The 11871-nt window shown below is 72.0% G+C and carries 10 protein-coding genes; 1 reads left to right on the top strand and 9 read right to left on the bottom strand.

Annotated features, from left to right (window positions below; genetic code table 11):
* Positions 1 to 63 precede the first annotated feature (63 nt).
* Together ACFVJQ_RS24915 and ACFVJQ_RS24910 are read right to left on the bottom strand one after the other, a co-directional pair.
* The gene (locus ACFVJQ_RS24915; protein WP_385786992.1) at positions 64 to 654 is read right to left on the bottom strand and encodes an AAA family ATPase; all 591 of its coding nucleotides are present in this window, start codon (positions 652 to 654) and stop codon (positions 64 to 66) included.
* Positions 651 to 1421 (bottom strand): class I SAM-dependent DNA methyltransferase, encoded by a 771-nt coding sequence (locus ACFVJQ_RS24910; protein ID WP_385786989.1) that lies wholly within the window; start codon positions 1419 to 1421, stop codon positions 651 to 653. Before ACFVJQ_RS24910 ends, ACFVJQ_RS24915 begins: the two co-directional genes overlap by 4 nt.
* A gap of 214 nt (positions 1422 to 1635) precedes the next feature.
* Here ACFVJQ_RS24910 and ACFVJQ_RS24905 point away from each other — a divergent pair, with 214 nt between their 5' ends.
* Positions 1636 to 1977: a hypothetical protein gene (locus tag ACFVJQ_RS24905; protein WP_385786986.1), complete on the top strand. Its 342-nt coding sequence runs from the start codon at positions 1636 to 1638 to the stop codon at positions 1975 to 1977.
* 192 nt (positions 1978 to 2169) lie between these two features.
* Here ACFVJQ_RS24905 and ACFVJQ_RS24900 read toward each other — a convergent pair whose 3' ends face one another.
* The 7 genes from ACFVJQ_RS24900 to ACFVJQ_RS24870 all read right to left on the bottom strand — a co-directional run bounded on the left by ACFVJQ_RS24900 (position 2170) and on the right by ACFVJQ_RS24870 (position 11836).
* Positions 2170 to 4161 (bottom strand): SWIM zinc finger family protein, encoded by a 1992-nt coding sequence (locus ACFVJQ_RS24900; protein ID WP_385786983.1) that lies wholly within the window; start codon positions 4159 to 4161, stop codon positions 2170 to 2172.
* The gene (locus ACFVJQ_RS24895; RefSeq protein WP_385515281.1) at positions 4158 to 7031 is read right to left on the bottom strand and encodes a DEAD/DEAH box helicase; all 2874 of its coding nucleotides are present in this window, start codon (positions 7029 to 7031) and stop codon (positions 4158 to 4160) included. Before ACFVJQ_RS24895 ends, ACFVJQ_RS24900 begins: the two co-directional genes overlap by 4 nt.
* A gap of 98 nt (positions 7032 to 7129) precedes the next feature.
* Positions 7130 to 7723 carry a sugar kinase gene (locus ACFVJQ_RS24890; protein WP_385786980.1) on the bottom strand — a complete coding sequence of 198 codons (594 nt, stop codon included), beginning with the start codon at positions 7721 to 7723 and terminating at the stop codon, positions 7130 to 7132.
* Entirely contained in the window at positions 7720 to 8901 is a 1182-nt protein-coding gene (locus ACFVJQ_RS24885; protein WP_129801394.1) for an ROK family glucokinase, read from the bottom strand. The genes ACFVJQ_RS24890 and ACFVJQ_RS24885 overlap by 4 nt, the downstream gene beginning before the upstream one ends.
* A 117-nt stretch (positions 8902 to 9018) precedes the next feature.
* Positions 9019 to 9810 (bottom strand): ATP-binding cassette domain-containing protein, encoded by a 792-nt coding sequence (locus ACFVJQ_RS24880; RefSeq protein ID WP_385515283.1) that lies wholly within the window; start codon positions 9808 to 9810, stop codon positions 9019 to 9021.
* Positions 9807 to 10835, bottom strand: coding sequence for an ABC transporter permease (locus tag ACFVJQ_RS24875; RefSeq protein WP_385786976.1), 1029 nt, complete (start codon positions 10833 to 10835; stop codon positions 9807 to 9809). The genes ACFVJQ_RS24880 and ACFVJQ_RS24875 overlap by 4 nt, the downstream gene beginning before the upstream one ends.
* Positions 10832 to 11836, bottom strand: a complete 1005-nt coding sequence (locus tag ACFVJQ_RS24870) for a sugar ABC transporter substrate-binding protein (RefSeq protein WP_385786973.1) — start codon at positions 11834 to 11836, stop codon at positions 10832 to 10834. The genes ACFVJQ_RS24875 and ACFVJQ_RS24870 overlap by 4 nt, the downstream gene beginning before the upstream one ends.
* Positions 11837 to 11871: the final 35 nt, after the last annotated feature.

The raw sequence follows: 11871 nt of genomic DNA, 5'->3' as shown, positions 1-11871 counted from the left end.
CGCCAGGACTTACCGACGTGGTGTCGCCCAAGCCCCGTACAAAAGCGCCCGGTTGCCTCGCTGTCAGCTTCCCGTCTTGCGTTCGGGTGACGCCCCGTCGTGGACGGACGCGCGGGCGAAGGCAGCGATGTCCGGCAAGGCCGGCTGGTAACCGGCCGAGGTGTCCACGGTCAGGGTGGGGACGTCCAGGGAGATCGGCACGAAGGCTTCGAGGGAGTGCTCTCCGGCGGCGATGGTTTCGAGCAGGTCCTGGTCGCCGTGGGCGGCCCGGTGAACGTCTTCCTTGGCGCGCTGGACGATGCGGTCGTGGGCGACGCCGACCTCGGTGGTGCAGCGAATGACGCGGATATGTGCGAGGCCGGTGAGCGGCTCCAGGTTCGGGCGCCACAGCCGGTCCTGGAAGGCCGCTTCGGCGACGAGCGTGACGCCGGCCTTCAGGAGCACCTTCAGTACACCGAAAAAGGCATCGAGAGTGGGGTAGTTGAGGGGGTCGTCGCCGCCGCTCTGGTAGCCGGGGGTGGACATGACCATGGCCTGCTTGATCTCGTCGCGGATGATCGCGGGGCATCCGAGGGTGCGTGCGAGCTCGTGGGCGAGCGTGGTCTTCCCTGTACCGGGGCCGCCGCTCACGACCACCAGGGCCGGTGTGCTCATCGCGGGTTATCGCAGGTCGGCATGGGAATTCCCGTTCGTGGCGTCGTCCCGTCAGGACGAGGACGGATGGGGCACGGTGTTCTTCGCGAGCCGGAGGGCGATGAATCCGGGCTCACGGGACAGTTTGGCGTATTCCCGGGGTGGGGTTTGGGCCATTGCCGGGGTGGGTCGGTGTTCCCCAGGCGCTCGATGGTGAAGCCTGCCTCGGTGATCTCCTCCACCCAGCGTTCGAGGGGCTGGCGCCAGTAGCGGTGCAGCATCCCGCCGGTCCAGGTCTCTTCGACATGGCGGGCGTCGAAGCAGCTTCCGCCATCGGCGAGCCAGTCGGCGGTCGGATGGCTGGTGGACAGCACGAGGCGCCCCGCACGGCGCAGAACCCGGTGGAGTTCGCGCAGGGCGGCGACGCGGGCGCGGCGTGACGGACCATGTCTGGCGCTCTGGTCGAATCCGGTCACCTTCGCGCCGCGTTCGACCAGTTCGGCCAGGTACAGGCCGGCCCCGCATCCGGCGTCCAGGACGCGCCGGTCGCGCACGTCGGCGAGGAGACGGAGGACGGTGGGCCGGTCGTAGTGGGCGTTGTAGGCGCTGACGGCCGCCTCGGCGGCGAAGGTGTCCGCGAAGCCGTCGTAGGCCGCTGGGGCGCCACCGGCCGCATGGGCCGTCTCCCGTAGCGGTGCGCCGGATGCGCCGACGGTGGGCAGAAGGCGGTCGAGCGGCGCGGGGTTGGGCCCGGCGGCCGCAGCGAAGCCGGAGCGGAGGCCGCGCACGCCGCGCTCGGTGACCGGTGTGATCGGGGCCGTCCGGACTCACGCCCTGGCCCGACTGTCCATCGTGGTCGACGCCGTCAGTAGCGGGACTGCCGTTGTGACTGTCCAGCCGTCTTCCTGTGAGGGAGGCGGTAGCTGGAAGTGCTCCGTCATCCAGGGCAAGTCGCGCACTGTCCTGGGCGGTTGCGCCCTGCGACCAGGCTGCCTCGTACTGTTGGCGGCCCAGGGCTTCGCGTACGCGGTGTTCGGTGGTGGCGTGGGCATCGTGGAACGGACGCAGTCCGATGAGAGCCACTCCCGTATCCGCTCGGTCGAGCTGGGATCCCTCTACCTCGGCAAGGAAGACGAGCACGGAAACCCGGTCACCACAGCCCCTTTCGAACTTCTGCGACTCGTCCTCCCCCGCAGGACCTACACGCTCAGCCACCTGAACTACGTCGGCGAGATCCTGGAAGCAACCGCGAAGAACAAGGACCGGATCCCCGGCTACCGCATGGTGGAGCAAGCCCCCGTCCTGCGTCACTTCCACTCCGAATTGGAACCCGTGCCCCGGTGATGGCGGTAGCCGGCGAACAGGCGGTTGGCCGTGTTGGAGCGGCAATGAGTCCGCTGGCCTGCGGGCAGTGTGAGAACTGAGAGAAGAACCGGCGGAAGACATCGGCTTGCCCATGCCTGCACCGTTGGGCCGGGATCCTGGGCAAACACCTCCCGCAACTGCCGAGCCCCGCTCAGGCCCTGCCAGGTGCGGTCAGGATTCGTCGGTGGTGCCGAGGCCCGTGAGGGCGCCGACCGGGTCGGGGTCCGGGGTGCCGCGGGGCCACCAGTCGTCGTGGCCCGGCTCGGACTCGTAGGCGTACCACAGGTTGTCGCGGCCGAGGCGGAGCTGAACGTGGCCGTGCGGGTGGGTGAGGCGGTTGCGCCGGGGGCGGAAGGCGGGGAGGTCGGCGGCGAGGAGGAGCGGGCGGGCCCGGTCGAAGCGGCCGGCCGGCGGGTCCCAGGGTTCCTCCAGGGCGCTGAGGCCGTCGAGGCCGCCCTGCCGCCAGGCGGCGACCGCCCGGGCCAGCTCGGCCGGGGTGCGGCCTGCGGCGGAGGCGAGCGAGGAGTACAGGGCGCGGGTGCCGGCGGTGAGGCCGGAGCCGGGGCGGGCCGCGGCGAGCCGTACCGCGTCCTGCCACAGCGTCAGCTCGGCCACCGGGTCCCTGCCGGTGGCGAGCAGGGCGTGGGCGCGGGCGGCGGCGTCGGTGGCCAGCTGGTCCAGCGCGAAGGGGTCCGGGCCGCCCGGGGCAGCCGGGTATGCCGGGGGCTGCTCGGGGTGCGGGGGGAGGGGCAACGGGGGTGGGAGGGGCGGGAGTTCGCGCCGGGTGAGGGTGTCGGTGGCCCGCGTGCCGGGCAGCGGGGACGGTTCCCGGTCCTGGGCGGCGCGGGCCGCGCGGGCGGCGCTCAGCCGGGAGAGCGCGTCGAGCAGCTCGCGTTCGCCCCGGCCGCGCAGCAGGAGCAGGACGAAGGGGTCGGCGTCGAGCAGGCGTGCGGTCTGGTAGCAGAGGGCGGCGGCGTGCTTGCAGGGGTGGCCGCGGTCGGGGCAGCTGCAGTGCGGATCGAGGTCACCGGGGCCGGGCAGCAGCGGCACGTCCCCTTCGGCCAGCGCCTCGGGCATCTCCTTGTCGAGGAGCGCGGCGATGTGCGCGGGCCGGTCGGCGGCGGCGTCCAGAAACCGCTCCCAGTCGGCGTCGTCCAGGGTGCGCAGCCGGACCTGCACGCGGTACGGGCGGGGGCGGCTGCCGCGCACGTAGGCGAGGACGAGTCCGGGCGTGACCGTGATGGCGTCCACGTGACCGCGGTCGGCGTAACCACGCCCACGCGCCAGCCGCTTGACGTCCAGCGCGCCCTCCTCCAGCGCGGTGATCCAGGCGTTGCCCCACCAGGTCGCGGCGAAGGGCGCGTCGTCGGACGACCGGGCCGGAAAGGCGGGGAAGGTGCGGCGCAGCTCACCGTCGCGGTGCGGCGAGGCCATGGAGCGGGGGACACGGGGGGTTGCGGCGAGGACGCCGGGGTGGGTGCCGGGCTCCGGGTCGGTGGCGGACCTGCCGGGGTGGGTGCCCGGCTCCGGGCCGACGGCAGGCACGCGGTGATGGATACCCGGCTCCGAGTCGGCGGCGGACCCGCCAGGGTGAGCGCCCGGCCCGGGGTCGGCCGCGGACCCGCCGGCGTGGGTGCCCGGACCCGGACCAGCGGCAGGCACGCCGGAACGGGCACCCAACCCCGAACCAGCAGCAGCCACGCCAGGACGGGCACCCAACCCCGAACCAGCAGCAGGGTCCGTCTCCGAGGCCGCCGCACGCTCCCGCAGGGCTGCGCGGAGTGCGTCACGCGCGGCGTCTGCGGGGTGGGCGTTCGCCCGGTCGGCCGGCTCGGCGTCCTCCGCCGCGCCCTCGGCTTCGCCCTCGCCGCGTCGCGTCGATGCCCCCCGGCGTAGTGCCGCGCGGGCTGCGTCGCCGGGCCTGGGCTTTTGAGTCGCCGAGTTCGCCGCGGGAGGCCGGTCCATCGGCGGGGTCGATGACACGTCCGTGGACTGGTCGGCGGCCTCCTCGGGATCCCGGCTCCCCCGTTCCCGCGCGGCCCGCAGGGCCTGGCGGGCCACGTCGGCGGGGCGTGGCTGTGGCGTGCGGTCGGTCGGGGTAGCGGCGTCCGGCGCGGCGGGACCGTTCGGGACCGTCGGGTGTTCTTCGCTCGCGCCCGTCACGATGCCCTCCGCAACGACACCAGGTCGGACAGCTCACGGTCCGTCAGTTCGGTGAGGGCGGACTCGCCGGAGCCGAGGATCGCGTCGGCGAGGGCCCGCTTGGACTCCAGCATCTGGGCGATGCGGTCCTCGACCGTGCCCTCGGTGATGAGACGGTGGACCTGGACGGGCTGGGTCTGGCCGATGCGGTAGGCGCGGTCGGTGGCCTGTTCCTCGACTGCGGGGTTCCACCAGCGGTCGAAGTGGACGACATGGCCCGCGCGGGTCAGGTTCAGGCCCGTGCCGGCGGCCTTCAGGGACAGCACGAGGACCGGTGTGGCGCCGCTCTGGAAGCGGTCCACCATGCGTTCGCGTTCCGGGACCGGTGTGCCACCGTGCAGGAGGTCCACCGGGACGGCGCGGGCGGCCAGGTGGGTGGTGATCAGCCGGGCCATGCCGACGTACTGTGTGAAGACGAGTGCCGAGCCGTCTTCGGCGAGGAGTGTGTCCAACAGTTCGTCCAGCAGGGCGAGTTTGCCGGAGCGGGCGGCGAGCCGGTCGCCGCCGCCCGCCCCGTGCTCCTCCTTCAGATACAGCGCCGGATGGTTGCAGATCTGCTTCAGCGAGGTCAGCAGCTTCAGCACCAGCCCGCGGCGCGCGATGCCCTCCGCCGTCTCGATGGCCAGCAGGGACTCCCGCACCACCGCCTCGTACAGCGCGGCCTGTTCGCGGGTGAGCGGGACGGGGTGGTCGGTCTCCGTCTTGGGCGGCAGTTCGGGGACGATGCCGGGGTCGGACTTCTTGCGGCGCAGCAGGAAGGGCCGGACGAGGCGGGCCAGCCTGGTCACCGCCTCCTCGTCCTCGCCGTTCTCCACCGCGCGCGCGTGCCGGGCGCGGAAGGACTTCAGGGGGCCGAGGAGGCCGGGGGTCGTCCAGTCCAGCAGCGCCCACAGCTCGGAGAGATTGTTCTCCACCGGCGTGCCGGTCAGGGCCACGCGCGCGGGCGTCGGGATGGTGCGCAGGGCCTTCGCCGTCGCCGAGTAGGGGTTCTTGACGTGCTGTGCCTCGTCCGCGACGACCATGCCCCACTTCTGCTGTGCCAGTGTCGGGGCGGCCGAGCGCATCGTGGCGTACGTGGTGAGGACGAATCCGCCGTCGAGATCGTCCAGGGTGCGCTCGGCGCCGTGGTGGCGGCGGACGGGAACGCCGGGGGCGAACCGGTTGATCTCCCGCTGCCAGTTGCCGAGCAGGGAGGCCGGGCAGACCACCAGGGTGGGTTCGGTGCGGGCCCGCTTGAGGTGGAGGGCGATGACGGTGACCGTCTTGCCCAGTCCCATGTCGTCGGCGAGGCAGCCGCCGAGGCCGAGGGAGGTCATGAGGTCGAGCCAGGCCAGGCCCCGGAGTTGGTAGTCGCGCAGGGTCGCCCGGAGGCCGGCGGGTGGTTCGGCGGGCCGTACGCCGGCGGTCAGCCGCTCGCGCAGCGCCGCGAGTGCGCCGACCGGCACTGCCTCGACCTGCTCGCCGTCGACCTCCGCGGTGCCGGCGAGGGCGACGGACAGCGCGTCGACCGGGTCGAGCAGGCCCAGTTCGCGCTTGCGGGCCTTGCGGACCAGGGCCGGGTCGACGAGCACCCACTGGTCCCGCAGCCGTACGACGGGACGGTGGGCCTCGGCCAGCGCGTCCATCTCGGACTCGGTGAGCGGCTCGCCGCCGAGCGCCAACTGCCAGCGGAACTGGAGCAGTTCCTCGCTCTCGAAGAAGCCGGTGCCGTCGGTCGCCGAGCCCGGCGCGGGCCGTACGACCGCGGCCGCCGTGAGGTCCCTGGCCAGGTCGCGGGGCCAGTGCACGGCGACCCCGGCCGCTGCGAGCCGGCCGGCCGCCGCGCCGAGCAGGTCGCCGAGCTCCGGCTCGGACAGGGCGAGCACGTCGGGCACGTCCTGCTCGGCGAGTCGGTCCAGCGGAGGCCAGACGCGGGCCGCCCGGCGGATGGCGAGCGCGGCGTCCACCCGCGCACGGGGACCGAACTCGGCGTCCGCGTCGCCCGCCCACAGCGCGGCCGCGTCGACGACGAGCGTGGGGTCGGCGAGGCTGTGCACCTGCACGATCGCGGCCCCCGCCCGGCGCACCCGGTCGCCGCTCTCCCCCACGTCGAACAGCTCGTACGCCGACAGGTCCAGGCGGAGCGAGATCCGCACCCCCGCGTCCATCCCGGCGGCGACCTCGGCGGCCCAGTCGTGCGCGGCGGGCAGGTGCTGCGGTTCCTGCGCCGCGAAGGGCCTGCCGCAGGCGTGCGCGGCGGCCGGGGTGCGGGGCAGGGTGTCGGCGACCGCGTCCAGGAAGGAGCGCATCAGGGCTTCCGGCTCGGGCAGCAGAAGCGGGCCCGGGCCGGGCAGGGGCACCGCATGGCCCTCGTACGGCAGGGCGGCGGCCACCGCGCGCAGGTGGGCGATGTCGTCGGGGTCGAGGGGGCCGGCCCGCCAGGCGTCGTGGCCGGTGGGCGTCAGGCCGGGCAGCAGGCGGCCGCGGGCGGCGAGCCGCAGCGCGTGCAGGGCGGCTGCGCCCCAGCAGGCCGTGGCGGGGTGGGCGGCGGGGTCGTGCCGCGCGCGCACGAGCAGCGGCAGGGCCTCGCCGACCGGCAGGGTCAGTGCGGGCGTCCGCCTGCGGCGCACGCCGGCACCATGGTGTCGTACGACGGTCAGGTCCATGCGCTCGGCGCCCGATGGGGGTGCCGCTGCGGGGGCGGAGAAGGCCGGCGAACCGTTCTGCGGATCCCAGAAGGCGACCCGGCCCGCGCGCGGAAGTGGTGCCGGGAGGAAGACGGCTGCGAGTCCCGCGGACACGGCAGAACCGTCCGCCCGCCGGTCCGCCCCGGCCTGTTCGCCCGTACGCATGGTCACCTCCCGCCCGCTCGTCGGATCAGACGTCTTCGACTCTACGGGCGGAGTCTGACAATCGGCCCCGGCGACCGGCGGCGCGCAGCCGGGCGCGGTCAGGGAATCACGCGGGAGACGACGTACACCATCGGGTAGGTCGGGTTGCCCGTGTTCACGACCACTTGCTGCGTCGGCCTGGGGTCCTTCTGCTCGTGGACCAGGCCCCAGTAGGTTCCGGGCCGGGCGCCGGGGCCGGCGAATTTCCAGCCGGTAACGTTCCGGTCGCGGGCACCGATGGTGATGTTGCCCTTGTCCAGCTGCCCACGACTGACACCGATCTCCTTCAGGAAGGCGTCCAGTCCGGCGTGCGTGGTCTGGAACTGCACGTAGAGGCGGCTGGTCCGCCAGTTGTTCGTCTCGTACCACGCCACCTGGTTGGCCGGATGCGGTATCGGCACCTGGTACAGGCGGCGCTGCACCTTGGACGGCCAGCCCTCGGTCAGGCCCCGGGCCGAGTACTTCTCCTCCTTGGCCTTGCCGCTGTTGCGGCTCTGGTTGGCGGAGATCACCAGATAGCCGGCCGGGATGCCGATGAGCAGCACGATGATGAGCAGGGTGAACGCTCTCCGGCGGATCACGTGAGCACGGTCCTCGGCCTGAACGTCCAGCTCGCCCGCGGGACCGCCCTGTGGGGGCAGGGAACCGGTCACGTCCACTCCCCGGTACGGCGAGCCTCCGCGTACCGCTCGTAGCGCTCGTACCGCTCCACCCGGCGGCGCTTGGCACGGCGGAAGCGGCGGGCGACCAGCCGGGCGAGGTCGGCGGCGCCGACCATGCCGGCCTCGGGGCCGAGCTGGGCGCGGGTGATGCGGGCCTCGGGGCGGTAGCCGCGGCCGGTGAGATGGCGCCGGAAGGCGTCCCGGGCGGGGCCGATCAGCAGGTCGTCGGCCGCGCTGACGCCGCCGCCGATCACGAAGCAGGAGGGATCCAGGGCGGCCGCCAGGTTGGCGATGCCGACGCCGAGCCACTGCCCTATGTCCTGAAGCAGCTCGATGCACATCGCGTCGCCCTCGCGGGCCAGCTCGGTGATCATCGGGCCGGTGATGTCCGCGACGTTGCCCTTGACGTGCTCGATGATCCCGTACGCCACCGGCGAGTCGGCGGCGGCCAGTTCCCTGGCCTCCCGGACCAGCGCGTTCCCGGAGCTGTACTGCTCCCAGCAGCCGCGGTTGCCGCACGGGCAGCGGTGGCCGCCGGGCACCACCTGCATGTGCCCGAACTCGCCCGCGACACCGAACTTGCCCCGCTTGACCTGGCCGTCCTCCAGGATCGCGCCGCCGATGCCGGTACCCAGCGTGATCATCACCAGGTGGTCCTCGCCGCGGCCGGCGCCGAAGCGCCACTCGGCCCAGGCTGCGGTGTTGGCGTCGTTGTCCACCAGGACCGGGACGGACAGCCGGCCGGCGAGGCGGTCCCGCAGGGGTTCGTTGCGCCAGGACAGGTGGGGGGCGAACAGGACGCGGTTGCGGTCGGCGTCGACCCAGCCGGCCGCGCCGATGCCGACCGCGTGCACGTCGTGGCGGTCGGACAGGTCCAGGACCAGTTCGACGATGGTGTCCTCGACGACCTTCGGGCTCTTGGACTTGTCCGGGGTCTCCGTGCGGAGCTTCTCCAGGATGTTGCCGTCGGCGTCGACGACTCCGGCCATCACCTTGGTGCCGCCGATGTCGATGCCCACCGTCGGCACCCGGGGTGCCGTCAGATGGGAGCGGCGCTCCCGGGTGCCGACCGTGCGCAGCACCGGGGCGCGGCGGGAGCCGATGGGGGCGCCGCCTGCGCGGGCGGAACTCAGCGCCCGGGAGATCGGGAGGTCACGGTAGGTGCTCATCGCCGCCGATTCTGCCGCACGCTCACGCCGGGTGCCGAACAGGGGAGGCATGGGGTGGTTCATGACGTACGCCGTCTGCGGGTCCGTTGTGGCTGGTCGCGCAGTTCCCCCGCGCCCCTAGGTGCGCTGCAGTTCATGGCGTAGATCATCCAGGTCGTTTCCGCCTGCCATCTGGCGTGTCAGCTCGTCCAATGTCACCGAGTCACGTGTGTGGTTCGCCACCATGCTGCCGCGCTTCAGCAGCACGAAACGGTCGCCGACCAGATACGCGTGATGCGGGTTGTGGGTGATCAACACAACACCCAGTCCCTGGTCCCTGGCCGCCGCCACATACTTCAGGACCACCCCTGACTGCTTCACACCCAGCGCCGCCGTCGGCTCGTCGAGCACGAGGACCTTCGCGCCGAAGTGCACCGCCCGTGCGATCGCCACACACTGACGCTCGCCGCCCGAGAGGGTGCCGATCGGCTGGTCCACATCGCGCAGGTCGATGCCCATGCGCAGGAGTTCGGAGTGGGTGGTGCGGCGCATGAGGTCGACGTCCATGCGCTTGAAGGGGCCGGTGCCCTTGCGGGGTTCGGAGCCCAGGAAGAAGTTCCGCCAGACCGGCATCAAAGGGACGACGGCCAGGTCCTGGTAGACCGTGGCGATACCGCGGTCCAGGGCCTCGCGCGGGGAGGCGAGGCGGGTCTCCTCGCCCTCGATGCGCAGGGTGCCGCCGTCGTGCTGGTGCAGACCGGCGATGATCTTGATCAGGGTCGACTTGCCCGCCCCGTTGTCGCCGAGGACGCAGGTGATCTCCCCTGCATGGACCTCCAGGGAGACACCTTCGAGGGCGCGGACGTTGCCGTAGTGCTTGCTGACGTCGGACAGCTCCACGAGCGCCGTACGCCGAGGGGTTTCCGTCACTTGGTGGCCTCCGCGCGCTTGCGGACCCAGGCGTTGAGCAGGGTCGCGAGGAGCAGCATCGCTCCGAGGAAGAACTTGAACCAGTCGGGGTTCCACTCGGCGAAGACGATGCCCTTGCTGGTCATGCCGAAGATGAACGCGCCGACCGCCGAGCCGACCGCGCTGCCGTAGCCGCCGGTGATCAGGCAGCCGCCGATGACGGCGGCGATGATGTAGATCAGCTCGTTGCCCACGCCCTCGCCGGACTGGACGACGTCGTAGGAGAAGAGCAGGTGCTGGCCGGAGACCCAGGCACCGAAGGCCACGCCCATGTAGAGGCCGATCTTGGTCCTGGCGACCGGGACGCCGACCGCGCGGGCCGCGTCCTGGTTGCCGCCGACCGCGAAGATCCAGTTGCCGGCGCGGGTACGCAGCAGGATCCAGCTGGCGAGGGCGATCAGACCGAACCACCACAGGATGGTGATCTTGAAGTCGACGCCGCCGACGGTCAGGGTCGAGGCGAAGACGTCGTGGGCGGTGGGGAAGCCCTCCATGTCGGCGATCGTCTTGGTGGAGACGGTGCCGGAGATCAGCTTGGTGAAGCCGAGGTTCATGCCGGTCAGCATCAGGAAGGTGCCGAGCGTGATGATGAAGCTCGGCAGCTTGGTGCGGGTGAGCATGAAGCCGTTGAAGGCGCCGATCGCGAGCGTGACCAGCAGGGAAACGCCGACGCCGACCCAGACGTTCGCCGTCATCTGGTAGCTGAACATCGACGAGACCAGCGCCGAGGACGTCACGAGGACACCCGCGGACAGGTCGAACTCGCCGCCGATCATCAGCAGGGCGACCGGGACGGCCATGATGCCGATCGTGGAGGACGCGTAGAGCACGGTGCTCAGGCTGGATGCCTTCAGGAAGCTGTCGGCGGCGACCACGAAGAAGACGAAGACCGCGATCGCGCCGACGACCGAGCCCAGTTCCGGGCGGCCGAGCAGCTTACGCAGCGGTGAGGCGTGCAGAATCCTTTCGTCAGTGATCGCGCTCATCGGGTGCCCCGCTCGGTGTACTCCGCGAGCGCGCCCGCCTGGTCCTTGGTGATGATCTGCGGGCCGGTGAGCACGGGCTTGCCGCCGCCGAGGACATCGGCGTTGTACTTGTACAGCCACAGCAGGTCGACCGCCTGGTAGCCCTGCAGGTAGGGCTGCTGGTCGACGGCGAAGCCGAGGGTGCCGTCCCTCAGTCCGGCGGCCACCTTGGCGTTGAGGTCGAAGGTGTCGATCTCGGCGTCGCTGCCGGCGCTCTCCCTGGCCTTGACGGCGGTGTCGGCGTACGGGGCACCGAGAGTGACGACGGCGTCGACCGCGGTGTCGGACTGCAGCTTGGCCTCGAGGGCGGACTGCACGTCGGGCATGTTGGTACCGGTGACGTAGAGGTTCTGCACCGCGCCGTCGAAGGTCTCCTGCACGCCGGCGCAGCGCTGCTCGTGGCCGACGTTGCCCTGCTCGTGCAGGACGCAGACCGCCTTCTTCTTCCCGCGCTCGTTCAGCTCCTCGCCGACGGCCTGGCCGGCGATCGTCTCGTCCTGGCCGATGTGAGTGAGTGCGCCGAAGTCCTTGGACTCCGCGGAGCCGGAGTTCACGGTGATCACCGGGATGCCGGCCTTGACGGCGCGGGCGACGGCGGCCTTCATCGCGTCGGGCTTGGCGAGGGTGACGATGATGCCGTCGACGCCCTTGTCGACGGCCGCGTCCACGAGCTGCGCCTGCTGCTGAGCCTCGTCGTCGTGGGAGTACAGGAAGTTGATGTTGTCCTTGACGGCGGCCTGCTCGGCGCCGCTCTGGACGATGTCCCAGAAGGTGTCGCCGTCGCCCGAGTGAGTGATCATGGCGAAGGTCCAGCGGGGCGTGTTCACCGCTGCCTTGCCCTGGGCGGCCGCGGCCTTGCGGGCGTCCTCGGCGCGTTTGCCGCCGGTGCTGCTGCACCCCGCGAGGGAGGCGCACAGCACCCCTGCCACCGCGATGCCTACCCAGGTCCGAAACCGTGCCACGAGGCCGTGCCCTTCTTGCTGTGTTTCAGGTATGC

It is taken from the genome of Streptomyces sp. NPDC127197 (genome assembly GCF_042672405.1).
GTDB classification, from domain to species: Bacteria; Actinomycetota; Actinomycetes; order Streptomycetales; family Streptomycetaceae; genus Streptomyces; species Streptomyces flavusporus.
The sequence above is the reverse complement of the archived record's forward strand: the minus strand, read 5'-3'. Positions and strand labels throughout refer to the sequence as shown.